The 26,244-nt window shown below is 61.1% G+C and carries 22 protein-coding genes; 17 read left to right on the top strand and 5 right to left on the bottom strand.

Annotated elements, in window-relative coordinates:
- Positions 1-150 precede the first annotated feature (150 nt).
- The 3 genes from NMG10_RS02130 to NMG10_RS02120 all read left to right on the top strand — a co-directional run bounded on the left by NMG10_RS02130 (position 151) and on the right by NMG10_RS02120 (position 2,206).
- The gene (locus NMG10_RS02130) at positions 151-1,059 is read left to right on the top strand and encodes a hypothetical protein (RefSeq protein WP_254463709.1); all 909 of its coding nucleotides are present in this window, start codon (positions 151-153) and stop codon (positions 1,057-1,059) included.
- A 64-nt stretch (positions 1,060-1,123) separates the two neighbouring features.
- Positions 1,124-1,546 (top strand): hypothetical protein, encoded by a 423-nt coding sequence (locus tag NMG10_RS02125; protein ID WP_203646489.1) that lies wholly within the window; start codon positions 1,124-1,126, stop codon positions 1,544-1,546.
- A 42-nt stretch (positions 1,547-1,588) separates the two neighbouring features.
- Positions 1,589-2,206 (top strand): dTMP kinase, encoded by a 618-nt coding sequence (locus NMG10_RS02120; protein WP_203646487.1) that lies wholly within the window; start codon positions 1,589-1,591, stop codon positions 2,204-2,206.
- On the opposite strand, the gene NMG10_RS02115 is transcribed toward NMG10_RS02120, so the two are convergent.
- A complete protein-coding gene (locus NMG10_RS02115) occupies positions 2,207-3,097 on the bottom strand; it encodes a LysR family transcriptional regulator (RefSeq protein ID WP_203646485.1) in 891 nt (296 codons plus the stop codon).
- A 106-nt stretch (positions 3,098-3,203) separates the two neighbouring features.
- On the opposite strand from NMG10_RS02115, the gene NMG10_RS02110 reads away from it, so the two are divergent.
- The 4 genes from NMG10_RS02110 to NMG10_RS02095 all read left to right on the top strand — a co-directional run bounded on the left by NMG10_RS02110 (position 3,204) and on the right by NMG10_RS02095 (position 6,144).
- A complete protein-coding gene (locus NMG10_RS02110) occupies positions 3,204-4,211 on the top strand; it encodes a zinc-binding alcohol dehydrogenase family protein (protein WP_254463707.1) in 1,008 nt (335 codons plus the stop codon).
- 409 nt (positions 4,212-4,620) lie between these two features.
- Positions 4,621-4,947 (top strand): putative quinol monooxygenase, encoded by a 327-nt coding sequence (locus tag NMG10_RS02105; protein ID WP_254463706.1) that lies wholly within the window; start codon positions 4,621-4,623, stop codon positions 4,945-4,947.
- A gap of 115 nt (positions 4,948-5,062) precedes the next feature.
- Positions 5,063-5,605 (top strand): chalcone isomerase family protein, encoded by a 543-nt coding sequence (locus NMG10_RS02100; protein WP_232856242.1) that lies wholly within the window; start codon positions 5,063-5,065, stop codon positions 5,603-5,605.
- Between the two features lie 2 nt (positions 5,606-5,607).
- Positions 5,608-6,144 (top strand): DUF3833 domain-containing protein, encoded by a 537-nt coding sequence (locus NMG10_RS02095; protein WP_232856241.1) that lies wholly within the window; start codon positions 5,608-5,610, stop codon positions 6,142-6,144.
- 21 nt (positions 6,145-6,165) lie between these two features.
- Here the strand turns inward: NMG10_RS02095 and NMG10_RS02090 are convergent, their stop codons facing one another.
- On the bottom strand, positions 6,166-6,384 hold the full coding sequence (locus NMG10_RS02090) for a hypothetical protein (protein WP_050705559.1): 219 nt from the start codon (positions 6,382-6,384) through the stop codon (positions 6,166-6,168).
- Between the two features lie 297 nt (positions 6,385-6,681).
- On the opposite strand from NMG10_RS02090, the gene NMG10_RS02085 reads away from it, so the two are divergent.
- From NMG10_RS02085 to NMG10_RS02055, 7 genes are all read left to right on the top strand, one after another.
- Positions 6,682-7,542 (top strand): RNA ligase family protein, encoded by an 861-nt coding sequence (locus NMG10_RS02085; protein WP_232856240.1) that lies wholly within the window; start codon positions 6,682-6,684, stop codon positions 7,540-7,542.
- Positions 7,543-7,556: 14 nt separating this feature from the next.
- Entirely contained in the window at positions 7,557-8,702 is a 1,146-nt protein-coding gene (locus NMG10_RS02080) for an AAA family ATPase (RefSeq protein WP_254463704.1), read from the top strand.
- A 38-nt stretch (positions 8,703-8,740) separates the two neighbouring features.
- Positions 8,741-8,884, top strand: coding sequence for a hypothetical protein (locus tag NMG10_RS02075; protein WP_254463702.1), 144 nt, complete (start codon positions 8,741-8,743; stop codon positions 8,882-8,884).
- A 276-nt stretch (positions 8,885-9,160) separates the two neighbouring features.
- Positions 9,161-14,746, top strand: coding sequence for a CHAT domain-containing protein (locus NMG10_RS02070; protein WP_254463700.1), 5,586 nt, complete (start codon positions 9,161-9,163; stop codon positions 14,744-14,746).
- Between the two features lie 153 nt (positions 14,747-14,899).
- Positions 14,900-15,460 (top strand): hypothetical protein, encoded by a 561-nt coding sequence (locus NMG10_RS02065; RefSeq protein ID WP_254463698.1) that lies wholly within the window; start codon positions 14,900-14,902, stop codon positions 15,458-15,460.
- Between the two features lie 7 nt (positions 15,461-15,467).
- Positions 15,468-15,851 carry a hypothetical protein gene (locus NMG10_RS02060; protein WP_254463696.1) on the top strand — a complete coding sequence of 128 codons (384 nt, stop codon included), beginning with the start codon at positions 15,468-15,470 and terminating at the stop codon, positions 15,849-15,851.
- A 101-nt stretch (positions 15,852-15,952) separates the two neighbouring features.
- On the top strand, positions 15,953-16,702 hold the full coding sequence (locus NMG10_RS02055; RefSeq protein WP_254463695.1) for a hypothetical protein: 750 nt from the start codon (positions 15,953-15,955) through the stop codon (positions 16,700-16,702).
- 143 nt (positions 16,703-16,845) lie between these two features.
- On the opposite strand, the gene NMG10_RS02050 is transcribed toward NMG10_RS02055, so the two are convergent.
- Positions 16,846-17,781, bottom strand: a complete 936-nt coding sequence (locus tag NMG10_RS02050; RefSeq protein WP_254463693.1) for a cyclase family protein — start codon at positions 17,779-17,781, stop codon at positions 16,846-16,848.
- 316 nt (positions 17,782-18,097) lie between these two features.
- Here NMG10_RS02050 and NMG10_RS02045 point away from each other — a divergent pair, with 316 nt between their 5' ends.
- From NMG10_RS02045 to NMG10_RS02035, 3 genes are all read left to right on the top strand, one after another.
- Entirely contained in the window at positions 18,098-18,649 is a 552-nt protein-coding gene (locus NMG10_RS02045; protein ID WP_110737120.1) for a fimbrial protein, read from the top strand.
- Between the two features lie 62 nt (positions 18,650-18,711).
- Positions 18,712-19,458: a molecular chaperone gene (locus tag NMG10_RS02040; protein ID WP_254463691.1), complete on the top strand. Its 747-nt coding sequence runs from the start codon at positions 18,712-18,714 to the stop codon at positions 19,456-19,458.
- 37 nt (positions 19,459-19,495) lie between these two features.
- Complete coding sequence (locus NMG10_RS02035; RefSeq protein WP_254463688.1) at positions 19,496-21,901, top strand: fimbria/pilus outer membrane usher protein; 2,406 nt, start codon at positions 19,496-19,498, stop codon at positions 21,899-21,901.
- A gap of 4 nt (positions 21,902-21,905) precedes the next feature.
- On the opposite strand, the gene NMG10_RS02030 is transcribed toward NMG10_RS02035, so the two are convergent.
- Together NMG10_RS02030 and NMG10_RS02025 are read right to left on the bottom strand one after the other, a co-directional pair.
- Positions 21,906-25,487, bottom strand: a complete 3,582-nt coding sequence (locus NMG10_RS02030) for a transporter substrate-binding domain-containing protein (RefSeq protein ID WP_254463687.1) — start codon at positions 25,485-25,487, stop codon at positions 21,906-21,908.
- A 10-nt stretch (positions 25,488-25,497) separates the two neighbouring features.
- Entirely contained in the window at positions 25,498-26,121 is a 624-nt protein-coding gene (locus NMG10_RS02025; RefSeq protein ID WP_110737113.1) for a response regulator transcription factor, read from the bottom strand.
- Positions 26,122-26,244: the final 123 nt, after the last annotated feature.

The following is a 26,244-nucleotide window of genomic DNA, read 5'->3' as shown; positions in this document are numbered from 1 at the left end:
TTAAATGTTGGAATACCCGGTATCCAATTGCTGAATGTGATGACGGTATTCTCATGGTGCGGGTGTAGGAAGTTTCCCAGGCTTTATGGCAATGACATTTTTTTCACATCACCTTGCTAGCATCGCCAGCACTTCCACGGAGCTGAATCGATGATGCCTGTCTTGCGCAAACGTGCTGTCCGCCTCGCTCTGGCCGGTACCGGAGGTCTGGTAGCCTGTACCCTGGGTTTCTTCGGCTGGCAGTCCTTCTACCCGGTGCAGGCCGCCGAAGGCTGGGGCGTGCAAGTACTGCACAACTCGGTGACCCGGGCTGCCTCGCTGCTGCCCCAGGCTGATGGCAGCCTGCTGGTCAGCCGCGAACTCAACGGCGGCAAGGGCAGCATCATGCGCATCACCGCCGAGGGCGACCGGGTGGTGTTGCTCGACGGCCTGTCCAAGCCCGACGGCATGGTCGCCGTCGACGGTGGCTGGGCGTTCAGCCAGGAAGTGGGCGGGGCGCCGGTCAGCGTGTCGCGCAACGGCCAGGTCAGCCAGCTGTTCGAAGGCAACAACGTGCAGGGCCTGTACAACGATGGCGAGCATCTCTACGCCATCGAGGACCGCAAGGGCGATGGCCGGCTGATGCGCTACGACTGGCGCAGCGGCGAACTCGATGTGCTGCGTGCGGGCCTGACCGAAACCGAAGGCCTGACCCGCTGCACCGACGGGCGCCTGTTGTACACCGAGAAAGCCACCGGCAAGATCCGCGCGTTCAACGCCGAGGGTGCCGACCCGGTGGTGGTCGAGGGCCTGCGCAATCCGACGTTCCTGCTGTGCGACCAGCGTGGGTTGTGGATCAGTGAGGACTCGACCCACCGTGCGCGCCTGCTGCGCATCGACGGCGATGGCACCCGTCACACGGTGCTCAACTACCTGAAGGCGCCCCAGGCCATCGTCCCGGACGGCAAGGGCGGCTATCTGCTCGCCGAGGGTGGCCGCGACCGGGTGCTGCGCCTGACCCCGCCGGCTGCGCAGAGCACTGCCCAGGCCGAATCCCTGCCACGGGTGCCCGAAGCCTGACAAACCCCTCCATTGCAAAGGCCACGGCGCTATCCTTGATACAGGCCCCAGAGGAGTCTTTGTCATGCGCCGGCTGATGCTGTTGTTGCTGATCACCGTCATCCCGGGTTGCCAGGCGCCAATGCCCGCCGCCAACCCGCAGATGGCCTGGGTCGACCTCTCGCTGCCGTTTCCCAACGACCGTGTCCTGCTGGCCGAACGCCTGGACAAGCAGCGCCTTGTCGAAGGCCGCTTCTTCCAGGTGACTCCCGGCAGCCATGAGCTGGTGGTCAGGTTCGACTACGAAACGAGCGGCGGAGGTGGGCTGAGCATGATGGGCGGCACCACGGTCCGCCAATGCTACCTGACCCTCGACTACGCCGGTTTCCAGGCCGGCCAGCGCTATGTGCTCGAAGCCCGCTCCATGGCCCTGACACCTGAGGCAAGGCTGTACAATGCCGCCCGGGAGATCGTCGCCGAGGTCAGCGAGTTCTACTGCCTGATGTGAGTCGATGTCAGTTGATGAAGGAATCCAATCGTTGTGTGACGCATGAATCATTCGCTGTTCATTTCCCTGGACGGGCCAAAAGGCACCGGCAAGACCACGCTGCTGGAGTCCGTCACCCAAGCACTGAGGGCGGACAACAGGAAAGTGATCCGCATCAGCGAGAAGAAAAGCGATCCCTATCGGGGCGAAACCATGGTTTTGGTCAACCAGTTCGTCAGGCATCCCTGCCGGGAGCTGGAGATGAAGGTCTGTGAACGCCTTGCGCACAGCCGGGCCTGGATTTCCCGGCATGTGCTGGCCAGACAGCCCAAGGACAGCATCATCCTGATCGATCGCTGGTACCCGTCCGATGCCGCGTTTCGCCGGCTGGTGCCGTTTGCCGAGATTCTACGGTTGAACATCGAATGCGACGTGCGGGTGCCGGACCTGCATGTGGGCGTGATCACCGACCCTGAAATTTCCTGGGGCAGGGCAGCGGCGCGCTCGCGTGGGCTAGGCAGTACCGTGATGCATGAACTGGATGAACACGTGGCCTGCACGCAAGCATTCGAGCGAGCGGTTGCCGATCAAGGCTGGTTCTTGTGCCGCAATGAAGACACCCTGGAAGCGGCGACGCGGCAGGTGGTATCGGCGATCCAGGGCGTGCTGCCAGCAGGCTGATCAGTAGCGTTCGAGCGCGGCGATACGGCTCGACAGCCAGGCGTGCAGCTGCTTCACCGCAGGCGACAACTGCTTGCGGTGCGGGCACACCAGGCTCAATGGCATGCTCGGCCCTGGGTGATCCTGCAACAGCACGACGAGCCGCCCCGCCAATACATCGTCGCTCACATCCAGCCAGGACTTGTAGGTGATCCCTTCGCCCGCCACGGCCCATCGCCGGGCAATATCGGCATCGTCGCAGAGCAGGGCGCCACGCACCTGCACGGTCTGCGTCCCCAGTTGCCACTTGTCGTAGACCCGGCCCTGCTGCATGTACAGCAGGCATTGGTGTTCGCGCAGTTCTGCGGGGGCTTGCAGCGGGCCTTGCCGGGCCAGGTACTCGGGCGAGGCCACCAGTACCTTGCGGTTCCACGGTGCCAGTGGCAGGGCGATGTAGTTGGCGTCGGTGTTCAGGCCGTAGCGGATGGCGATATCCACCGGATCGCGGAACAGGTCGGCGATCTGGTCGGAGAGAAACAGGCGCAGGTTCAATTGCGGGTGCTCGCGGCGAAACGCCGTGAGCCAGGGCAGCAGCACGTTGCGCCCCAGGTCGGACGGCGCGGCCACCTGCAGGATCCCGCTCAACTGGGCGCTTTCCTGCTGCAGGTTGTCCCGTCCTTGCCTGAGGGCCTCGAGGGCGGCCAAGGCCGAGGGCAGGTACTGCTCGCCCTCGGCCGTCAGGCGCAGGCTGCGCGTGGTACGGGCAAACAGCCGCACATCCAGCTCACGCTCCAGGCGCTTGACCGCCTCGGCTGCCTGCCCGGGCAGCAGGTCGGCTTCGTGGGCGGCTGCGGTAAAGCTGCCCAACGCGGCGCTGCGAACAAAGATGGCCAGGTCGTCGAGGCGGATCATTTTCACTCCTGCAATGAAAGTGTTCACGGGTACAACCCGTTTTTCCCAACGACCGGACACGCCAGACTGGGTTCACGAATCAAACCATATCCAGCAGCGAATGCCTATGAAAGCGATCGGTTATACCCAGAACGGCCTGCCCATCGAAGACCCTGCGTCCCTTCAGGACATCGACATGCCCAGGCCGAGTCCAGGGCCCAGGGACATCCTGGTGGAGGTCAAGGCCGTGTCGGTCAACCCCGTCGATACCAAGGTGCGTGCCGGTACTTTCACGCGCGAGCCGAAAATACTCGGCTGGGACGCGGCCGGTATCGTCCGTGAAGTCGGCCCTCAGGTGACCCTGTTCAAGCCCGGCGACCAGGTGTACTACGCCGGCTCCATCGCCAGGCCCGGCAGCTACAGCGAATACCACCTGGTCGACGAACGCATCGTCGGGCACCAACCGTGCAGCCTGGGTGCGGCGCAGGCGGCAGCGCTGCCGCTGACGGCCATCACCGCCTGGGAGCTGCTGTTCGATCGCTTGGGAGTAGTCGAAGGCGGCGGCGAGGGCGATGCCCTGCTGATCGTCGGCGCCGCCGGCGGCGTCGGCTCGATGCTGGTGCAACTGGCCCGGCAACTGACCCGCCTGACGGTCATCGGCACCGCCTCCCGCGCCGAGACCGCCGACTGGGTGCGCGAACTGGGCGCCCATCATGTCATCGACCACAGCGCGCCACTGCACGGGCAACTGCAGGCCCTGGGGATCGAGTCGGTGAGCCATGTCGCCAGCCTCACCCATACCGAGCAGCACTTCGCGCAACTGGTCGAGGTGCTGCGGCCACAAGGTCGCCTGGGGGTGATCGACGACCCGCAGACCCTGGATGTCATCCCGCTCAAGCGCAAGTCGCTGTCGCTGCACTGGGAGCTGATGTTCACCCGCTCGCTGTACCAGACTGACGACATGGTGCGCCAGCACGAGCTGCTTGAGCGGGTGGCCGGGCTGATCGACCAGGGCATCCTGCGCACCACCCTGGGCGAGCATTTCGGTGCCATCAATGCCGCCAACATGCGCCGTGCCCATGCGCTGGTCGAGAGCGGCAAGTCGCGCGGCAAGATTGTTTTGGAAGGGTTCTGAAGCCAGTCTTTTCAAGGTGTCCGCCGAAAGCCTTGCAGCGCCTATCAGATCGAGCGCCGCCCGCGCGGCGCATCGCGGGACAAGCCCGCTCCTACATCTGTTTCGGGCCAGTCAATCCTGTGCCATTACCGGGTCCGCCTTGTTGGCCCGACGAAATCTCTGCATGGGCACCACTGCCGCCCCGCACGATTTGAGGCATGCACCAAGGCGGGCGCCGCCTCATTCACAGGAAAAATTGGCCCGAAACAGATGTAGGAGCGGGCTTGTCCCGCGATGCGCCGCGCGGGCGGCGCTCGATCTCATAGGCGCTGCAAGAATCGCGGCGGACACCCAACGGCCCACACACGGTCAATAGCCCATGCACAAACAACCGCAGGCCAGTCGATCCGCAACTGACCAGGAGCCAGATATGAAGCAACAAGACCATCCCCTCGTTTCCCTTGCCATCCTCAAGGCCAAGCCAGGCCACGCAGCCTCGCTGAAAGCCGCCTTGCTGGCCTTGATCGAGCCAACCCGGGCGGAACCCGGCAACCGCGACTACATGCTCTTCGAGCGCAGCGATGAGCCCGGGACGTTCTACATGCGTGAGGCGTTCGACCACCAGCAGGCCCTGGACACGCACCTGGCCACCGGCCACTTCCAGCGCTTTGCCGAACAGGCCGACCTGCTGTTGGCGGAGCCGCTGCAACTGGTCTTCCTTGATCCGATATCCACTACCGTTGCGCCTCACCCGTGAGGCACAACGGGCAACCGGCATCGCGCAGTGGTGCACCCGCTGATCTATACATGATTTGATTTTATCTATACAAAATCCTAGTATTGTATAGGTTTTCTCTCCTTGCAGATTCGCCATGGCATTCCTTGCGCGCTGGGCCTGTCTCTGCCTGCTGCTGATGTCGATGCCAGTGGCCAATGCGGACTGGCGTGCAGCGCTGCCGGCGGCCCAGCAACTGGGCGGTGGCGACTTCACCTGGTTCGGCCTGCGGCTGTACAGCGCCCGCTTGTGGACCGAGGGTCCGCGCCATGACTGGAACCAACCTTTCGCCCTGGAACTGACCTACCACCGCTCATTGTCCCGGGACACGCTGGTGCAAGCCAGCCTTGAAGAGATGCGTCGACTAGGCGCCGGCCGTGTGACGCCGCAACAGCTTGCAGCCTGGGCCAAGGCACTACAGGAGGCATTCGTGGATGTGCGCCCCGGCATGCGCATCACGGGCTTGTACCTGCCAGGGCAGGGCGGTCGCTTCTATGTCGATGAGCAGCCCACCCGCACCCTTGCCGACCCGGCCTTTGCCCGGGCGTTCTTCGCCATCTGGCTGGACCCGCGGGCTCGGGACGCCCAGTTGCGCCTGCAACTGCTCGGCCTGGCCGGCAAGCCTCGAGGAGGATCCTGAACATGTACAGAATGCTGTTGCTGGCGGCCTGCCTGGTACTGGGCAGTTGCGGCAATGTCGACGTCGAGCGCTACGCCGCGGAGCAACCCCGTTTCGACCTGGCGGCCTTTTTTTCGCGCCCGGTGCAGGCCTGGGGCATGTTCCAGAAGCGCTCCGGGGAAGTGGTGAAGCGCTTTCACGTTCGCATCGACAGCCGCCGGGAAGGCGAACGGCTGATCCTCGACGAGCAGTTTCTCTACAGCGATGGCACACGCCAGCGGCGCACCTGGACGCTGGTGCCTGACGGCCCCGATCGCTGGCGCGGCACGGCGGGGGATGTGATCGGCGAGGCGCGCGGTGAAGTGGCCGGTAACGCACTGCGCTGGCGCTACACGCTGGATCTGCCCGTGGACGGGCGGCACTGGCAGGTGGACCTGGACGACTGGATGTACCTGATGGACGAGGACACCCTGATCAACCGCTCGCGCATGAGCAAGTTGGGCCTGGAGATCGGCCAGATCACCCTGTTCTTCCGACGCTTGCCGGAAGGCGCGCCATGAGCGCGCGTACCGAGCAGAGCGTCAGTCTTTGCTGGCGTTGAGCTTGCGCAGCTCTTCGTAGGTGGCGGACTGGACGAACCAGAAGCCGGAAACGATGCACCAGCCGAGGCTACCGGCCACGAACACACCCAAGGCTGGCAGGAATCCGCCGGTGAACAGGGTGATGAGCGCGAAGAGCCAGATAACGGCCAGGGAGATGTAGAGGACGATGTTGTTGACGCTGATGACGAAGTCTTTCACGAAGCATGTTCCTTGCGGGGTTTCAAAAGATTGCCCCTCCAGGGGCACGCGGATGCTATCACATTGATGCTATTGAAGGCTTGACCCGCTAGCGGTACCTGCTGTTGAATATGCGCCCTCGAATCCCCGCAACCTTTTGCCAAGTGGTGAAGCCAGTGCCCTGCGCCATCAAACACGCCTGATACCGACGACGGTCCATCGTGCCTGATGGCTGCCCGTGCTTGCGCGCGGCGGCGCTTCATCCTCGTACCTGCCTGATCCTGTCGTCGGTTTTTCCCTATTTCCAAGGAGAAACCCATGAACATGGATTTTCGTGCCGACGCACATTCCCTCGAACTGCTCAAATACCCCCGCACACCCCATCTGCAAGGCTCGCGCCTGCAGGACGGCGACAGCGATGCCGGCCAGGTGGCCTATGGCTCGTTGGCCGGCCAATGGCTGGTGGTGGAAGAGAAACTCGACGGCGCCAACGCCGGCATCAGCTTTACCAACGGTGGCGAGCTCCGCCTGCAATCGCGTGGCCACTACCTCAGCGGCGGTGGCCGCGAGCGCCAGTTCAACCTGTTCAAGCAATGGGCCGTGGCCCACGAGCACTGGTTGCTGGAGCGCCTTGAAGACCGCTTCGTGCTGTATGGCGAGTGGCTGCACAAGAAACACTCGGTGTTCTACGACCACCTGCCGCATTTTTTCTGCGAGTTCGACGTGTGGGACCGCGCCACGGGGCTGTTCCTGTCCACCGCGGCGCGCCGCCGCCTGCTCGCCAATGGACCGGTGCTGTCGGTGCCGGTGCTGTACGAAGGCCCGGCGCCACGCCGCTACGCCGAGCTGATGGCGTTGCTCGGCGACTCGCTGGCCAAGACCGCGCAATGGCGCGAAGTGTTCGAGCAGGTGGTGCGCCGCGAAGGCCTCGACCTGGCCCGCGCCTGGCGCCAGTGCGATCGCTCGAGCCGCATGGAGGGCCTGTACCTGAAGCTCGAAGACGAGCGCCAGACCCTGGGCCGGCTCAAGTGGGTGCGCCAGGACTTCGTCCAGGCCATCCTCGACGCCGACCAGCACCATGCCAACCAACCGTACATACCCAATCAACTGGCCGCCGGCGTCGATCTCTATGCACCGCGCCTGTCCCTGGACTGGCACGGCCAACGCCGCGGCGACTGAAGGAGCTTCCTGAAATGGATATTCGACAACTGCAACAACTGGTGCCCGACCCCGGGCACGACATGGACAGCGCCGCTTGCCTGGCGGCCATCCCGGCCCTGGCACGCCTGGCCGACACCCCACAGGATCCGACCTATCACGCCGAGGGCGATGTGTGGGTCCATACGTGCCTGGTGGTCGAGGCGCTGCTGGCGCAGAGCGCCTACCGCGACGCCAGCGCCGAGCAGCGCTTCGTGCTGTTCTTCGCTGCCCTGCTGCATGACATCGCCAAACCCGACACCACGGTGATCGACCCGCAGACCGGGCGCATCGGCCAACCCGGCCACTCGCGCCGAGGTGCGGTGGATGCGCGCCTGCTGCTGTGGCGCGCCGGCGTGCCGTTCGCGCTGCGTGAACAGATCTGCCGAATCATTACCGTGCATCAACTGCCGTTCTTTGCCCTGCAGGGCGATCGCAGCGGGCGCAGCGCGGAGTTCCTGCTGCACAAGCTGTCCTGGGAGCTGCCGGTGTGGATGCTCTGCGCGGTGGCCGAGGCCGACATGCAGGGCCGCCACTATGCCGGCAAGGCCGATGTGCTGACCGCCATCGAACTGTGGCGCGAGCTGGCGGCAGAGGAGGGATGCTTGTACGGCCCACGGGCGTTTGCCGACGAGTACACGCGTATTCAGTACCTGCGTGGCGCCCGCGTGCACCCGGACTATGCGTTGCATGAACCCCAAGGCTCCCAGGTGGTGATGCTCTCGGGCCTTCCGGCCAGCGGCAAGGACACCTGGACCGCCCGACACCACCCGGACCTGCCGGTGGTGTCGTTCGACGACGCACGCCAGGCCCTGGGCCTGCGCCACGGCCAGAACGAAGGCGCCGCCGCGCACTACGCCATCGACCGGGCCAAGGCGCTGTTGCGCGAGCACAGGCCGTTTGTGTGGAACTCGACGCACCTGTCGGCGCAGATGCGCAGCCGTACGCTGGACTTGCTGTATGGCTACGGGGCGCAGGTGGAGATCGTCTACCTGGAGCGGCCGGAGGAGGAGATCATGCGGCGTAACCAGCGACGCGACACGTCGCTGCGCAATGACGATATACGGCGGATGCTGTTCAAGTGGGAGGTGCCGCTGCCGACCGAGGCGCATCGGGTGAGGTATGAGGTGGTGACGGGGTGAGCTGTTTTGCGGCTACTTGCGCCCAAGGAGTCACCATCATGCAGTTGTTTATTGAAATTCCGACAGGGCTTGATGTGGAGCGCGACGGCCATAGAACGCCGTGGAATACCGGTTGTGTTCTTTTTTGTTTTCAAGTTGATCGTCAGTGTTCGCAAAGTAATGGCCAAACTGACGCTTCATGAAGGTGACCGAAACTAAATAGGAAGCCACTGAACAATAGCGCGTATTGGTTTTTGGCTGTAGGGCCAAACCTAGTTTGGCCAGGGCGCTATCCCTTCTCTGGTCAGTGTGCCTTGAAAGCTATAAGGTTTTGCTCGGAAATATGTTTCATTGCCTATGTTCTATAGCCGTTACACCTATGTAGCCATCGCTTAAGCAGGCGAACTGTTGGCTATAGCTCACTTGGCGAAAAAATATAAGGATGGCGTTTCGCTCACCTATCGTACTTATTGATCTTCATGAGCGGGCTGCGCGCCAGGGAGAACAAGGTGAGCATTACGTTTGTTGTTTCTGGGCATGAACAAAATACGTCAAACCTCAGGGTGCCGTTGCAACTGCCGGCCGGATTGACTGACGGAACGATAAAGTACTCGGTTCAGGTAGCGGTGCGTCGCGGTACCGGTAGCGAAGTGTCGCTCAACGTCGACCCGGATAAGGACGTAATGGCTGTGCATATCGCCAACGGTCCCGTGCTGCTACTAAACCCGCAGACCGCGAGCGAACTGTTTCTTGCTCAGCAGAGTTCGGCATCCCGAGGCGCTCAGGGCACAGACAGCATACGGATCCCCGCGCAACTGGCATGGGATGGTCATGCTGAAGTTCAGAGGCAGACCCGTGGTCCGTCACGTGGGCCGATAGGCAAGGTGCTCGTTAAACTGATCCAGGTCATCACCGGTGTCGGTAAAGATAACGTTGTGGATACCGCGGCTGCGCTGGCATCGAGAGCTGTCGACAGCCAGGTCGATCCCGGCCTCTACAAACTCACTGCCAAAGCGCTTAAAGCTCTCAAGGGCAGCACCCCGGCCACAGAAATTGCCATTAGCGGCAAGCCTATTCTGGTACTGCTGCACGGCACTTTCTCCACTACCCAGGGCACTTTCGGCAAGCTTTGGGTCGATCATCCAGAGAAAGTTCGGCGTTTGTTTGATGCCTACAACGGCGTCTACGCTCTGGACCACGCAACTTTGACCGCCAGCCCGATTCAGAACGCCATGGAATTGGCCCGGGCGCTCCCCCAAGATACAGTGATGCACTTGCTTTCACACTCGCGGGGCGGACTTGTCGGCGAGGTTCTGGTCAAAGTCTGCAACGGTGGCGACCGTCTTCAGCAGAGCTTCGATGAATTGGCCGAAGGCGATGAATACAAGGTTCAACGCGGTGATCTGCAAGAGCTGATCAAGCTGGTCAACGAAAAGAACCTCAAGGTCACGCGTTTCGTGCGAGTTGCCTGCCCCGCACGGGGTACGCTACTGGCTTCAAATAGACTGGATGCCTACCTTTCGGTGCTTAAATGGAGCATGGAACTGAGTGGCCTGCCGGTGGTACCTGAGCTAATCGAGTTGATCAGCGAAGTGGCACGACGGCGTAGCAACCCGTTGCTGATGCCTGGCCTTGCTGCCCAGATGCCTGACAGTCCGCTGGTCAAGTGGTTGCACCTGATTCAAGTACCGGTCGACAGCGAGTTGCGCGTCATCGCAGGTGACATGGAAGCGGACTCAGTGATCAGCTGGCTCAAGACCCTGCTCTCCGACACGTACTTCTGGACCGACAATGACTTGGTGGTGCAAACCAGCTCCATGTACGGCGGCGCCCCCAGAAGCAGGTCGGCCAGTTTTCTTCTGAATCGGGGCGGTACCGTTTCGCATTTCTCCTACTTCAGCAACGAGCGCACTGCGGCAGCCATTGTCGACGGCCTGACACTGGACAAACCCAAGGAGTTCAGTGATATCGGACCACTCTCTTGGCAGGGGCGCGATCCTGGAGGACTGCGCGGCAGCGCCAACGACAAACCTGCTGCACAGAAGCCTGCGGTATTTGTACTGCCGGGCATTCTCGGCAGCAACCTCAAGGTAGGTGATCGGCGTATCTGGCTGGGGCCATGGTTAATCAATGGTCTCGATAAACTGAGCTACCAGGAAGACGTGCAGGATAATGTCGAACCTGATGGCGCGGTGGGACTGGTTTACGAGGACCTGATCGACTACCTCAAGTCGAGCCACGAGGTGTTTGAATTTGCCTACGATTGGCGACTGCCGATGGCGCGAGAGGCTAAACGTCTCGCCGACGCAGTAGAAAAGGCCCTCGATGCCAGGTCCGGTACTCGACAGCCGGTAAGAATGCTGGCGCACTCCATGGGAGGTTTGCTGGCGCGAACGATGTTGCTTGAGTGTCCGCAAGTGTGGGCGCGCATGATGGCAGACCCGGAGGCACGCTTGTTGATGCTTGGTACACCCAATGGCGGTTCGTGGGCACCAATGCAGGTGCTGTCAGGCGATGATTCGTTCGGCAACAGCCTGGCATTCGCTGGAGCGCCGTTCTCACCACAGAACTCCCGGGCGCTGATGGCGACCTTGCCAGGATTCATCCAGTTGCAAGCCAACCTGCTCGATCCAGTGCTCAAACTGTCCGATACAGCGGTTTGGGCGAACTTGGCTGAAAAAGATCGTCAATGGTTGAAGGAGCACAGCTTGTGGCACAACCTGCGTATCCAGCAGGATTACTACGATTGGGGTGTGCCCAGCGCCGAAGTGCTGAAGGTCGCGACAGCGTGGCGCAAGGCGTTGGATGCTCAAGACTTGAGTGCCTGGCAGAGCAAGCTGTCGATGGTTGTAGGCAATGCGCAATTTACCCCCGATGGTTATGACATCAGTGCCGAAGATGGTTTCACTTACCTGGATGCATTGGGTGGCGGCGATGGCCGGGTGCCCCTGCACAGCGCTCTGCTACCCGGCGTGCAAACCTATCGATTGGACTGCGCTCACGGCGATTTGCCCAAGCAGCGAGCTGCGTACCCGGCTTTTCTCTCATTGTTACAGACCGGTCGAACCACTGAACTAAGGGAGTTGAGCGAAACAACCAGCCGTGGGGTTTCCACACGCAGATCGCTGTCCTACGTCACGAGCAGGCCGGTGCGCGCCAACCAGATCACTGTGCCAGTCAGCGCCGGTGATGTATTCGACTTGTACAGTCAGGTGATCACCCAGACGACGCGGGAAGAACTACCGCCTCTACCGGTGACGGTGATCAACTGTAACCTGAAGTTCGCCCGCGATCCGCTGATCGTTGGCCATTATGCCAGCGCCGGGCTGACCGGCAGCGAACGGGTGGTTGATGAAATGGTCGGAGGCCTGCTGGGCGATGCCTTGAAGATGAGGCTCTATCCCTCGGAACCAGGCAGCCACCAGACATTCATGAACATTGCCGCCAATGGTGACAATCCATTGCAACTACCGCGTCCCGAAGCAGCCATAGTGGTGGGCTTGGGATCAGAGGGCAAACTGACCTCCAATGACCTTATGCTGACGGTGCGTCAAGGCGTATTGGCTTGGGCCCAGCGCTTGGCTGAACAACACCGCGGTGCCCCAGTCCAGTTCGAGCTGGCCGCCGCGCTGATCGGCAGCGGCGGGGCGGGCATGTCGCCAGGGCAGTCGGCGGCGTTGATTGCCCAAGGTGTGCGCGAGGCTAACATCCGCCTTAAACGAAAGGATTGGCCGACTGTCAGCCACTTGCACTTGACCGAGCTGTACCTGGATCGCGCCACGGACGCCTGGCGAGCAGTGCAGCTGCTTGGCGAATCACGGCCGAAAGATTTCCTGGTGACGCCGACCATCAAGACCGGTACCGGCTGGCTACGTCGGCCACTGGAGGGCGGTTACCGAGGCACTCGCTACGACTTCATTTCCGCGATAACCCAATACGATGAGAATCAGTTGCCGATGATTGTCTACACCTTGGACACCCGGCGCGCTCGCGCCGAAGTTCGGGGACAATCGACGCAGGTGGCGTTGCTGCAAGAGTTGGTCAGCGCCTCGTCGAACCAGCCCTCGGCTGGCAACACTATCGGTCAAACACTGTTCAAATTGTTGGTGCCACTGGAAATGGATACCTACCTAGGTGGCACAACGGAGATGCAAATCGAACTGGACAGCTCTACTGCGGCGATTCCTTGGGAATTACTCAATACCGAGCGCGACCCGGACAGAACGACGACGGATGAACAGGAACCCTGGGCAATTCGTTGCAAGCTTCTGCGCAAGCTCCGAACCGAGAACTATCGTGAACAGGTAGTCGATGCCACCACCGAAGCCTATGTGCTGATCATCGGCGAGCCGCTCACCGACTCCAGACGCTATCCGAGACTGCCAGGTGCGCGGACCGAAGCCCTTGCCATCTGTCAACTGATGGAAAACCACTTGTCGGCCGACAGGGTGCGCTCGTTGATATCCAGCGATACCGATCCCTGCCTTGACGTCGATGCTGTAGCGGTGACCAGCGCCTTGCTGGCCCATGACTGGCGTATCGTACACATTGCAGGCCACGGCGAGCCGCCGCTGTTCGAGACCTTACCCGTGCCGAACATCGATGCCCCTTCAAAGGTTGGTGAAGCTCAGCCGAAAATGCTCAACCCACGGGGCGTCGTTTTGTCCAAAAACATCTTTCTTGGTCCTCGGGAAATGATGAGCATGCGCGTAGTGCCTGAACTGGTTTTCATCAACTGTTGCTACCTGGGCGCGATCAATCAGAGCAAATTGTTGAAGGCCGAGCATCTGAACTACGATCGTACGCGCTTCGCCGCTACGGTGGCCGAGGAGCTGATTGCCATCGGGGTGCGTTGCGTTGTCGTCGCGGGCTGGGCGGTAGACGACGAAGTAGCCCGTCTCTTTGCAACCCAGTTCTATAGCCAGGTACTGAACGGCCTTCGGTTCATTGATGCGGTGGCGTCGGCGCGTCGGGAGGCCTGGCAGGCCGCTCCCGAAGGCAACACTTGGGCAGCATTCCAGTGTTACGGCGACCCGGAATGGGTGTTCACGCGTATACCGGGAGATGCCAAGCAATCTGCTTCGGCTCCAGACCAGGGTTTCGACAGCATCGCCTCACCTCAGGCCTTGGTGCTGGCATTGGAAATCGCCATCGATGACAGCCGCTACAAGAAAGTACCCAAGACCCAGGTCATCAACATGATCGAGATCCTGGAAACCCGCTTCGCGCGTTTGTGGAGCGAGATGGGATCAGTGTGCGAAGCGTTCGCCCAAGCCTGGGCTGAAGCCGGTGAGACCAAACGTGCGATCGACTGGTTCGAGCGTGCCATCAGCGCCAACGACGGCGGCGCCAGTCTTAAAGCCAGCGAGCAATTGGGTGATTTGCGGGCGCGCCGAGCCTGGCTGAAAGCGAACGAGGCCGCCAAAGAGTCTGCGCAGGCATTGAATGCCGAGTTGAGCTCGGCCCGCGAGCAAATAACTAGTGCAATCAATATGTTGAGTGGGGTGTGTAAGGTACAGCCGACAGTGGGGCGCACCAGTCTTTGCGGAACAGCGTATAAGCGCCTGGCTTGGATAGAGCTGCTAGCCAATGACAAGCCCGCCGAGCTGAGCGCCTTGCAGAAGATGGAAGATTATTTTTCCGAGGCTGAGCAACGTGCTACCGCCAGCGATCCGAGCCACGCTTACGAGCCAGCCCTCGAACGCCTCGCCGCACAACTGTTCGTCGCTGAGCCCGCTCCGGTAAAGGCTGACATTCTGCGAGTCCAGGCGCAGCTCAAGCCTTGGGTAGAGAGCAGTCCGGACTTCGGTAATGTGGTCGCGATGATCCTCGCCGGTCTGTATCTGGTCTTGCTTAACGGCAAACTGAAAGCCAATAGCGCTCGGTTGCTCAATGAATTCGCTGACCTGAAACGACGTGTACCGGCGGTCTTGGAGTGGAGAGAGGTACAGATGCAGGCCGAATTCGTGTTGGACCGCTATAAGGCCAAAGCCAGCAAAGCGGAGAAAGAGGAAGTGGCCGCGTTCAAGCATAAAATGGAAGATTGGGTCAAAACGCAGGATTGACCAGTGCGCAGGTGATGTGACGGTTGTCTCTCGACTGGAAAGCGTGAGCCTCTGGAGTCATTGACGCTATTAGGTAAGAAAGGAAGGGGGTGGTACGTCACTTTTATTATGGGGGTTTGTTCAATTAGTCTAACCTATGCACGGAGACACACAATGACCGCTATCTATTATTCGACGACTACGTTCTTGACGCTTTCCATTAACAAGCACTTCTACGGCGGCAAGCATTTCACGTACGTCGCAGAAGGGTTTTTCCCATACGGAAGAGGCAACCCGAAGTCATCGAACCCGCTGTTGATCTACATGGACCTGTATCAGCCTTGGCAGGACCGGGATCCCTACGACAAATTCGTGACACAACATCGAATGTCGGTTCGCAAAGGCATTCTTGCCAGGGAACAGGACAACACGATCCTCCCGCGCATAGCGAACGACCTCAATCGGGTTGCCGATCGCATACATCTCGATTTCTTTTATCCGGTGGTTTACAGGATCAAGCCCGATATAAACGCGTTACTCAACACGCAAAGAGCAGTTTTGGCAGGCTCGGGATTGAAGGGCTCATGCGAGTACCTGATTCAGGATCTCGGTGATTTGGAGTTCGACATCTACTTCAATGACAATGAGTCGACCAGGTACGGGAAGCTGAAAGGCCATACTGGATGCTATGCTGGCCACGCAGATGCCGTGAATGATCTCTTGGCATGGAGTTAATGAAATCATGTTCATACACCTACCCGCACAGCATTTTCTAAATCTGCGGATTACTGAAGACTTCAACAACTATGTGAGTGTGCTGGTGCTGCTCGATGACTTGCTTTGCAGGTATGATTTGGTGCCTCGCCATCCAGAGTATTTGCCACTCGGAAAGGATCCCGCGCAAGCGGGAACGCCAGAGCTCCTGTCGGAACCAATGCAGCGGTGCGCCGAAAGAATATCTTCCGAGGCGCTACGCCTGAATATTGATTGCAATATTCAGGCCGCATTAACTCTGTACAATGATCGAGATAATAGACGGGCCGATATTGTCGACTTTTTAGCTGAGCTTTCTCTGCAATACTCGGAGGTCATTCATCCTGCAATCTATCCGCATGTTGTCGGCTGACCGCACAGTTCGTGTTCGTCCAGCAAGCAGATGCGCCAGTCCCAAGTGAAGCGGTTTGGCGTGCTACCAAACGCTAAACCGCTAGTTCCACGGAGGATCACATGCTTATCCGACTCCTGTTCTCAATGCTGTTCCTCGCAGCGGCGGTGCCGGCCAGCCAGGCAGAGGTCAAAAAACTCACGATCTACGACGATGGGGTTTCTTGTCCCGCTAACTGCGACGCACATGTCGTCTTCTCCAAAGCCATGAATGGAACAGAGTTCGCTCACAAGGAAGGTACGAAGTACAGCAAGTGCGTGAAGGAAGAAGAGTGTCGCATTTGCTTCGAGTCCGGTGAAAAGCAGTGCTTGAAGGTCATGTATCGGGGGAGTGGCCCGCACCCGGATACCTTCGACTTCACCCCGGCGTTCTATCAGCAAGCGTGCGCCAGTACACCGGCGCAGCCTCTGTTGGCGAAGGAGTGCGTAAGCTTGAGGGAAAGAGCCAAGGCATTGAGTGGGCGAATCAACTGCCTCGCTACACCGGGTGACCCCAAATGCACCGCAATCATTGCAGAGGCGAAGGCCAAACGCGAACTGGATCTCCCCAAGTACAAGCAATGTCTCCAGCTGGGGGAAGCAGCCTATAACCAACAGGTGCCGAATGCAGAGAAGCGTAAGCATGACTGCACCTACGAGCTCAATGGCACGGGCAGAAATGACGCAGGGACTAAAACCTGGAGGAAGCTGCTGCCTGCAGCGTGCAGGGCGGGGACCTACGTGGGGCGCGACGGGTTGGACTGCTGCAGCGGCAATACGTTTGCAGACGGTCCCTTAGGACGTGAATGCAGAGGCTTCTACCCGGCGCCGTAAACAGCGCGGCCAGGCTGAAAGCTGTCTCCCACAGGATCGCCCAATTTCTGGAGTTGGCGCTGTACCTGTGGGAGCGGGTTCACCCGCGAAGGGCTGCAAAGCAGCCCCAGGGAGGCGAGGTACAACACCTCAAGGCCTGATGATCAATAGATGGCCACCGGGTTGATATTTACCTGCGTCGAACCCTTGTACAGCGGCTGGCCCAGCACGAACAGGAACTCGAAGGCCTTGTCACGCACCAGGGCGCGGGTGTCGATCAGCTCCAGGTTGTAGATGCCACGCTTGGCCAGCATGAACTGGTTGACCGGGAACTCCTCACCGGTAGGGTTCGGGTAGACCTCAGAGGCCCAGGTGTCGCCGCCAAAGGCGACGATGCCCTGGTCGGCCAGCCACTCGGCCGCCGGCAGGTCGATGCCTGGCTCGGTAGCGAGGAACTGCGCGTTGTCCTTGCCGATCAGCTCCAGCCAGCCGGTGTTGAACAGCACCACGTCGCCCTTGCGCAGGGTGATGCCTTGCCGCTTCAGCACCGCCTTGATGTCGTTGACGGTGAACGACGTCCCGCCCGGCACGATGGCCTTGCCGTAGTAGGCGGTCATGTCCAGCACCACGCCACGGGTGACCATCGGCGGCACTTTCTCCACGCCAAGCTTGGTCACGCCTTCGACGGTGACGAAGTCGGCGGCCTTGTTACCGTTGTAGTAGACGTTGTCGATACCGATATGGCCGATGCCGTTAAGCTGGGTGCCGACGCCGGTCCAGCCGTTGACCAGCTCGTCGTTGAAGCTGAACTTGTTCTTGCCCAGGGTCTGGCCGGCCTGTTCGCCGGGCTGGATGTTGTAGAGGTGGAAGCTGCGGTGGCGGAAGGCGGGCAGGTCCTTGCTGACGGGGACGGCGAGGGGATAGGTCTTGCCGGTCTTGACCAGGGTGATGGCTTGCTTGACCACCTCGGGGGTGAGGAGGTTGGCGGCGCCGATTTCGTCGTTCGGGCCGTAGGGGGAGGATTGCCAGTCGGCGGCCAGGGTGGATTGGGCGGTGGTGGCCAGGGCCAGGGTGAGTAGCAGGGGTTTGAAGTAGTGCAAGTTGTGGGCTCCTGAACGGGAAATGGTGTCAGGGGCGGATTCTGGGTGGAGGCGGGGATGGGAAAAAGTGGTGGAAGGGACAAGGAGTTTTGCGTGTGAGTCAAGGGACAGTCCCTCCCTCAGTGCCTGCCAGGGCCTGGTTGCTGCCATGCCGGACCTATTATTCGACCGCTCTTACCCACATATGGGCAAGTATCAAGACTGCTCTCGCCCGTATTCAAGACGGCTCCCGTACCCCCTGGCGCATCGCTTCCCTAGTCTGCAACGGCCCGCATCCAGCGGTTCCCTTCAACTTCGGAAAACAGGAAGCACCTCCATGAATCTTCTGAAATCGGCATTGGCCGTCGGCCTGTGCTGCGTCGCCACATCCGGCATGGCCGCTGATGGTGAGATCAGTTTCGTCGGCTCGGTCAACGCCTCAACCTGCTCGGTCAGCGTCGGTGATGTCAACAACACCGCAAGCTCGATCGTGTCACTCGGCAACGTATCTTCCCAGTCACTGAAGAAACTAAACGATACGGCCGGCGCCGCAGCGTTCGAGCTTCATCTGCAAGCCTCGGGCGTCGAGGACGAGGACTGCGACCTAAGCGACAAGACGGCCACCGTACGGTTCCTCGGCATGAGCGGGGTTGCCGGGCCCAACGGTGAATGGCTGGGTCTTGAAAATGCCGGGAGCGACGGTGTAGCGCGCAATGTCGCGGTACAGATTCGCGACGCCGCGGGCAACGATGTACAGATGGGCCGTTCCTCCAGCGAGTACGCCAACCTGAGCGAGCCGCTGCGTTTCACCGCGAACTACATCGCCACCGGCGCCGCTACCCCAGGCACTGCCAACGCCAAGGCCTCCTTCAGCGTCGACTACAAGTAACCCGCCCCTGCACCGGGGCCAGGTCGCGCTCCGGTGCTGTCAATGTTCAGGTTCGAACTGCAATGAAAACCCTTCTTCGTGCGCGCGCGGGCGGCTTCGGCCTGCGCAGGATTTGCGTTGCACTCATCGTCTGCTGGCCAGCACTGCCGGCCAGTGCCGGCGTGATGCTCAACGGCACGCGCATCGTGCTCGGCGCGGACGAGCGCAGCGTATCAACCATCGTTTCCAACCTGGGGCGTGACGACTATGCGGTCCAGGCCTGGGTCAATGACGCCGCCGACAGCCGCGACCGCGCCAGCCCTTTCATTGCCATGCCCGCGCTGTTCAGGGTGCGTGCCGGCGAAGAACAGGTGGTGCGGATCATCAGGACACCCGGTGAATTACCAAGCGATCGTGAGTCGGTGTTCTACTTCAACGCCCAGGAAATTCCAGTGCAGAACGAGCGCCAGGACAATGCGCTCAAGGTCGCCGTGCGCACCCGAGTCAAACTCTTCTACCGCCCAAAGGGCTTGCCGGGCACCGCGTTGCAAGCCCCTGGGCAGTTGCAGTGGAAACTGATCGACCGGCCCACCGGCACGCTGCTACGGGTCAGCAACCCCAGCGCGTACCACGTCACCTTCATTGGCATTCGGGTCACGGACGGCCAGAAGCCGATCGAACTGCGGGACATCGACATGCTGGCGCCCAGATCGAGCCTGGATTACCCGCTCAAGCGTCAGGTCGGGGTGGCGGGCGCGATGGTCGAGTTCTCAACCATCAACGATCATGGCGGTTACCAGGACCCGCTGAAAGCCCGCGTCGGGTTCTGACCGCATGATCCAGGGACGAATGGCAAGGGCAGGGACGGTGCTGTTCCTGGTTATGCTGCGCGATGCCGCGGCCGGCTCACAATTCGATACCGGCTTCATGGTCGATATTGGCGGTTCGGGCTGGCAGGGTGACCTGCAGGCCATGCTGCACGAGCAGGCGTTGCCGACCGGGCGCTACCTGGTCAGTGTGCGCCTGAACCAGGAGGCAATCGGGCAACGTGAGGTCGACTTCCGGCGCATGGGCGAAGCGCTAAGCCCATGCCTGTCCCGGGCGCAGCTGGAACGGCTGGGAATCCAGTTGCCCGCCGCCATCGACGACACGGATTGTCCCGACTGGTTGGCGACACTGGAGGGAGCGTCGGTACATTTCGACAGCCGCCAACTCAGGCTCGACATCAGTGTTCCACAGGTCTACCTCAGGCACGATGCCTTGGGCTACGTGCGCCCCGAAGAGTGGGACGCAGGGATCAATGCTGGGTTTCTCAACTACCAGTTTTCCGGTTCCAGGAGTGAGTACCAGCATCAGGGCACTGATCAATACAGCCTCTACCTCAATGGTGGTTTGAACCTTGGCGCTTGGCGCCTGCGCTCCAGTTCTTCGTATCAGAAGGACGGCACCTGGGAACGCGCAGCCAGCTATCTGCAACGTGACTTGCCAGGCACCGCGGGGCAACTGCTGATCGGAGAAAGCATGACCCTGGGTGACACCCTGCAAAGCATCCCGTTTCGCGGCGTGCAACTGGCCAGCGACCTGCAAATGCTGCCGGATTCGCTGCAAGGTTACGCGCCTGTCATTCAGGGTGTTGCCCGCACTCAAGCGAAAGTCGAGGTGCGTCAGTATGGCTATTCGCTCTACAGCACCTTCGTGCCGCCAGGCGCGTTCGAGATCCGTGACCTGAACGCGGCATCCGGCAGTGGCGACCTGGAAGTGATCATCACCGAGGCCGACGGCACGCAGCAGCGTTTCACCCAGCCCTATGCAACCCTTGGCAATCTGCTACGCGACGGTACCTGGCGCTACAGCGTGACCGCCGGGCACTACCATGCGGCGAGTTCACCCGAAGCACAGCCGGGCTTCATGCTCGGTTCATATGCCCGAGGTTTGCCACGCGATTTCACCATGTCCGTGGCGGGGCTGGTGGGCGAGGGTTACCGCGCCTACCAGTTAGGTGTCGGCAAGGGGCTGGGCAGCCTGGGCGCGGTATCACTGGACGTCACTCACGCCCGGTCGGATATCTGGCCCTCGGCCGTGACCGGACAGAGCTATGGCCTGCGTTATGGCAAGGCCTTCGCCACGGGGACCAACCTGCGTTTTGCCGGCTACCGCTATTCGACCCCCGGTTACCGTGATTTCAGCGAAGTGGTGGGGGATCGTACCTGGCAGCAAGCGTTGGCTGACGACAGCCAATACAAGATGGTCAGCCGGCGCAGCCGTCTGGAGGCCAACGTTTCACAAAGCTTTGCCAGCAGCACTTCGATGTACCTGAACCTGTCCCAACAGGATTACTGGAACAGCGCGCGCCAGCAACGCCAGCTGCAGTTCGGCGTGAGCAGCCAAGTACAACGGGCCAACCTGTCGCTGCACGCCAGCAAGAGCCTGAGTGCTGACGATCAGCAAGGGCTGCAGGTAGGCCTGACCATCAGTTTCCCTCTGGGGGGCCAGAGCGCGAGGGTCAGCGTGGAGCGCGAAGCTGATGGCAGTCAGGGCCAGCATTTGGGGTTGAGTGGTTTGGCCGGTGAATACAACAACCTCAACTACAACCTCGACCTGCAGCGCAACGCACGTTCGGCCAATACCGGCTCGGCCTCTGTCGGTTACCGTGCGCCCTGGGCCGACCTTAATGCGGGGCTGAGCCACAGTAGCGACTATCGCTCGCTCAACATCGGTATGTCCGGGGCGTTGTTGGCCCACGCTGGGGGTATCCAGTTGGGGCAGCACCTGGGTGAGACCATGGCGCTGGTCGAGGTCACGGACACGCCGAATGTAGGTGTGCTGAATGCTCCCGGTGTCTTCACCGACGCTCGGGGATACAGCCTGGTGCCGTATGTTCAGCCTTACCGACGCAACCGCATCAGCCTCGACACTCGCAAGCTGGACACCAACACCGACATCGACAATGGTGTCGGTACCGTGGTCCCACGGCGCGGCGCGGTGGTGCTGGCGCGGTTCAGCGCACGGCGCAGTGACAAGGTACTGGCCACGGTGGGCTTGCCGGGTGGCACGACGGTGCCGTTTGGCGCGGCGGTGCTCGATGGCACTGGGCAGCGTGTCAGTGCCGTGGGGCCCATGGGCCAGGTACTGCTGTCCGTCGGTGAAGACCGGCATTACCGTCTGGTCTGGGGCCAGGCCGCCGATCAGCAGTGCGCCTTCAGCCTTGACCTGGCGCAGACCCGAGAACAGGACGGCCTGCGCCTGGCCGAAGTGAGTTGCGCCTCCGGATGACTGCTCATGTTGCGTCGAGGCTGGCCGCCAGCGCAGCGTTCAGGTCGTTCACCAAGGTTGCGATAGCCTGGCATTGCGCTGTCAGCGAAGGCTTTTTGGCGCCAGCCTCGATAGCTTTCTCCAGAGCTTCACAATGCTTCAGCAAGGCGTCGGACTGCATCAACTGCGCAGCGGTCTTGAACCGATGCGCCAGGCTCGCCAGCGCAGCATGGTCCTGGCAGCCGAGGGCGTCGTCCAGGGCAGAAAGATCCTGCTGGTTGGTCAGTATCAGGTTGCGCAGCAACGGTCGGCGTTTCGCTTCCGGCAGTCCTGCGAGCAACGGCACGCACAGGTCGGCAGGTTCGCTGCCGCTCGGTGCTTGCTGGGCGAAGGCCGGCGCATGCCGCGCCAGCACCACGAGACTCAGGGGCTTGAGCAGGCAGGCGTCCATGCCAGCGGCCAGGGCGGCCGCATGATCCTGGGCACGGGCACTGGCGGTAGTGCCAATAATGGTGACTGGCCGTACACGTTGCAAACGCTCAAGGCGACGGATCTCCTCCGTCAGCCCGAGGCCATCCAGCTCGGGCATGTTGCAGTCAGTAATGATCAGGTCGAAGGCATGCTGTTCCCAGCACATCAGTGCTTCGAGTCCATCGTGGGCCAAGGTCGGCTGATGGCCGAGCAGCTCGAGCTGCTCTTTGAGCAGCACCAGGCTTGGCAGATGGTCCTCGACGATCAGTATCTTCAATGGGCCGCGACCCGTTGCGGCAGGCCCGTCGAGCGCGTCAGGCATGGAGGTGGTACAGGCGGGCGCAGGTTCGGCCGGCAGCGTGAAGGTCATGCTGGTGCCGTTGTCGGATGCAGGGTCCAGTACCAGATCGCCACCCATGATGCGGGCTAGCGAGCGTGCAATCGACAGCCCGATAGCAGCGCCGCTGTTGCGCGATACGGTTCCGCGAGAGAAGGGCACGAACAGCGTCGGTAGTTCCTGTTCAGCGATACCGGGCCCGGTGTCCTGCACGCGGAGGGTGAATGCCAGCAGGCCTGCTTGCGAAGACTGACCAACGACTTGCAAGGTGACGCTGCCCTGTTCGGTGAACTTGATCGCATTGCTTATCAGGTTCGACAGCACTTGCTTGACCTTCAGCCGGTCAAGGTGCACCGCTGTATCAACATGCCCTTCGTAGGTAACGTCCAGGTCCAGGCCCTTGCGATGAGCCTGGTGGCTGAAAATCTGCAAGACGCCGTCGACCACCTGCCTCATGGTCCAGGGCGCAAGGTGCAGCCGGGTCTCGCCCGACTCGATGCTGGAGATGTCGAGGATGCCGCCCAGCAACTCCAGCAGGCTTAACGCGACATCGTGTGCCACCTGAACTTGCTGCACCGATCTTCCTGCCATGTCATTGCGTTGCAGCACAAGCTCGAGCATGCCGATGATTGCGTTCATGGGCGTACGTATTTCATGGCTCATGGTCGCCAGGAAGATTGTTTTGCTGCTGTTGGCCTGGTCGGCGGCGTCCTTGGCCTCGTGCAGCTCACCCAGTATGCGCAGTCGATCACCGATATCCAGCCAACCGCAGACCAGCCCGAAGATCTGTTGCCCGTCTTCGCGCAAGGGTTGTATCCAGTGGTAGATGTCGAGCATCTTGCCGGGTAGGGCCAGCTGCTGGTCACTCGCGCAGGGCTGGCCGGTATTGGCCACGCGGGCATAATCCAGGCGCCACTGCGCCAGTTGCGTCGGATTGAGCATGGCGTCGAGCTGCGCGCCGCTGCTTTCCAGGCTGGCCAAAGGACGGAAACTGTCGGCGTAGGCGGTGTTGAACAGCAGCAGCGCACCTTGAAGGTCGCGTACATAGATGGGGTGCGGAATGCTGTCGACAATGTTCTGGATAAGGCCAAGCCTGGCTTGCAGCGCCTTGCGCACCGTGGCTTTCCTGAAGATCAGCTTGCGCAGGTAGACGATCCACACACAGGTGATCAGCAGCAGCACGAACAGCCCGCTGAGCACCTGGTAGACCCGCAGGCTGAGGCCCGTCCAGTAAAGATTGTCGGTGGCCGCGTTGGCGCGCCAGCGGCCGGAAATGGTGGCGACTTCGTTGGGTGAGATGCGTTGCAGAGACTTTTGCAGCAGCGAGATCAGCGCCGGATTGTCCGCCGTGCTCGCAAGGCCGACCCGTGCATAGACACGAGTCAGCATATCGGCAACTTTCAATTGCCCTTCATATTTGTATGACAGGTAGTAGCGAGCCTGGTTGGCCGAGAGCAGCGTGAAATCGCTGTCTGCGTTGCTGACACTTTTCAACGCGTCGGGAACGTTGTCGGTCAGCTTCAAGGCAATCGACGGGAACTGTTCGCGCAGGTAGTCGATCAGCGCATCGGATTCGGGCAGGGCAATGCTGAGGGTCGAACCGGGAGCCAGATACGGCTGCTCCGGTGCCTCGGTGCGGGTGATCAACGCATACGGTGTGTTGATGATCGGCCGGGTGAACAGGTACTTGCGCTCTCGCGACGCTGTCTGGGAGATGATCCCCAGGTCTGCTTGGCCGCTGTCCAGCAATTGCAGCGTCTGGTGGATCGAGCGGGTGCGCACCACCTCGAAACGCAGCCCGGAGTTGATCCGCACCAACTCCAGGATGTCGGACATGGTGCCGCCGAACTGCCCCTGGCTGTCGAACAGAGCATAGGGCGCGAGGTCTTCGCTGGCGGCTATCCTGATCGGCTCGCGGCGGTTAAGCAATGCTTCTTCCTGGGCGTCGAGCGTGCTGACCTGTTCATCTTCACGGCACTTGAGCGCTGCCACCCACCAGTTGACCTGATTGATGACCTGGCAACGGCTGTGGGAGTGCAACTGCTGGTCGAGAATGGCTGCGAGCCTGCGGTTGTCGGCGGTGTAGGCGAAGCCGATACCGGTTTCGATGGCGTTGACGCTGGTGTTGGTGACCAGGAGGTTGTTGAAGCTCTGGTTCAGCAGGTACAGGGTACTGACGGTGTCACCCAGGTACGCCTGGGCCTTGCCCTTGAGCACCGCAGCGATGGCCTCGTACGGGGTAGGGTAGTTCTTCACCGTGGCCGTGCGGAACAGCTGGAACGTTTGCGCATCGATGAACCCATCGGCGGTCGAAGAGATCTCAGCTGACGCATCGCGCAGGTCGATATCCAGCAAGCTCCCAGTGGGTGAATACAGGGCGATGCGGGTATAGGCATAGGGGGCGGTGAACGCCACCTTGTAGCGCTGGGCCTCGGGCGCCGTGGCCGCGTCCACCAGGTCGACCTGGCGAGCCACCAGAGCGGCGAAGGCACTGTCCCGGCTGTCGTAGACCACGACCCGAAAGCGGATGCCCAGTGCATCCTGCAGCGCGAGCAGGTTTTCCGCGAGGATGCCTTCGAGCTGCTGGTGCTCAGTGATGATGGTGAGTGGCGGGTAGTCGGGGCTGGAGATGGCCACGGTGACCACCTGTTTCTGCGCCAGCCACGCACGATCGGGTTCGCTGACCGGGGCAGAGAAGCTCAAGGCCTGGCCACGGGAGGAAAGGGCCAGTTCCTGGGCGAGCGATGGCAAGGCAGCCAGCAGCAGGAGCGAAGCGAGGAGGGCGCGCAGGGTATTCACGGGGCAGTGTTCAGATCAGGTTCATGTCTCTGGCGATATCGGCCAGTTCGATGGTGGTGCGTACCCCCAGCTTGCGCAGGATGTTGACCTTGTGGCCGCTGATGGTCTTGTGGCTGAGGTGCAGCCGCTCGGCGATCTCCATGTTGCTCAAGCCCTGGGCCAGCAACTGCAGGATCAGCATTTCCTTGTTGGTCAGGCTCTGCGTGCCGTTGTCGCTCTGTGGGTTGAAGTCCATGTAGTGCGAGAGCACGTCCTTGGGGAAGTACAGGTAGCCGTCCTGGATCGTCTTCAGGCCGCGCAACAGGTCGTCCAGCGTTGCGCTCTTGTTGATGAAACCACTGGCACCCGCTTGCATGCAGCGTGAGGCGTAGGTGGCAGCCATCTGCGAGGTGAACACCAGTGTCTTTACCGGCAGGTTTTCGGCGTGGATGCGTTGCAACACCGAGAGGCCATCCAGACCGTCGAGGCCAATATCCAGGATGAGGTAATCCGGGCTTAGCCGGCGCAAACTCGCCAGGGCCTCGATGCCGTCGGTGCACTCGCCCACAACGTTGTATCCGGTCTGTTCCAGAAAGGCGCTGATGGCACTGGAGAAGATCGGGTGATCGTCCACGATCAGCACGGTAATGCTCATGTCAGGTTAGTCTCTGGTTAATCGGCTTGTATGCGTTGGAAGCGATTATAGCCTGACAGTCGCTTAGCCAGTGATCTGGATAAGGCGTGTTGCAGTCCGGGAACGTTCTTGGTGGCTAACAAG

This window comes from Pseudomonas sp. DVZ6, from assembly GCF_024259445.1.
GTDB classification, from domain to species: domain Bacteria; phylum Pseudomonadota; class Gammaproteobacteria; order Pseudomonadales; family Pseudomonadaceae; genus Aquipseudomonas; species Aquipseudomonas peradeniyensis.
The sequence above is the reverse complement of the archived record's forward strand: the minus strand, read 5'-3'. Positions and strand labels throughout refer to the sequence as shown.

Coding starts and splice junctions, on each gene's coding strand:
- NMG10_RS02130 (WP_254463709.1), top strand. CDS start 151: ATGATGCCTGTCTTGCGCAAACGTGCTGTCCGCCTCGCTCTGGCCGGT.
- NMG10_RS02125 (WP_203646489.1), top strand. CDS start 1,124: ATGCGCCGGCTGATGCTGTTGTTGCTGATCACCGTCATCCCGGGTTGC.
- NMG10_RS02120 (WP_203646487.1), top strand. CDS start 1,589: ATGAATCATTCGCTGTTCATTTCCCTGGACGGGCCAAAAGGCACCGGC.
- NMG10_RS02115 (WP_203646485.1), bottom strand. CDS start 3,097: ATGATCCGCCTCGACGACCTGGCCATCTTTGTTCGCAGCGCCGCGTTG.
- NMG10_RS02110 (WP_254463707.1), top strand. CDS start 3,204: ATGAAAGCGATCGGTTATACCCAGAACGGCCTGCCCATCGAAGACCCT.
- NMG10_RS02105 (WP_254463706.1), top strand. CDS start 4,621: ATGAAGCAACAAGACCATCCCCTCGTTTCCCTTGCCATCCTCAAGGCC.
- NMG10_RS02100 (WP_232856242.1), top strand. CDS start 5,063: ATGGCATTCCTTGCGCGCTGGGCCTGTCTCTGCCTGCTGCTGATGTCG.
- NMG10_RS02095 (WP_232856241.1), top strand. CDS start 5,608: ATGTACAGAATGCTGTTGCTGGCGGCCTGCCTGGTACTGGGCAGTTGC.
- NMG10_RS02085 (WP_232856240.1), top strand. CDS start 6,682: ATGAACATGGATTTTCGTGCCGACGCACATTCCCTCGAACTGCTCAAA.
- NMG10_RS02080 (WP_254463704.1), top strand. CDS start 7,557: ATGGATATTCGACAACTGCAACAACTGGTGCCCGACCCCGGGCACGAC.
- NMG10_RS02075 (WP_254463702.1), top strand. CDS start 8,741: ATGCAGTTGTTTATTGAAATTCCGACAGGGCTTGATGTGGAGCGCGAC.
- NMG10_RS02070 (WP_254463700.1), top strand. CDS start 9,161: ATGAGCGGGCTGCGCGCCAGGGAGAACAAGGTGAGCATTACGTTTGTT.
- NMG10_RS02065 (WP_254463698.1), top strand. CDS start 14,900: ATGACCGCTATCTATTATTCGACGACTACGTTCTTGACGCTTTCCATT.
- NMG10_RS02060 (WP_254463696.1), top strand. CDS start 15,468: ATGTTCATACACCTACCCGCACAGCATTTTCTAAATCTGCGGATTACT.
- NMG10_RS02055 (WP_254463695.1), top strand. CDS start 15,953: ATGCTTATCCGACTCCTGTTCTCAATGCTGTTCCTCGCAGCGGCGGTG.
- NMG10_RS02045 (WP_110737120.1), top strand. CDS start 18,098: ATGAATCTTCTGAAATCGGCATTGGCCGTCGGCCTGTGCTGCGTCGCC.
- NMG10_RS02040 (WP_254463691.1), top strand. CDS start 18,712: ATGAAAACCCTTCTTCGTGCGCGCGCGGGCGGCTTCGGCCTGCGCAGG.
- NMG10_RS02025 (WP_110737113.1), bottom strand. CDS start 26,121: ATGAGCATTACCGTGCTGATCGTGGACGATCACCCGATCTTCTCCAGT.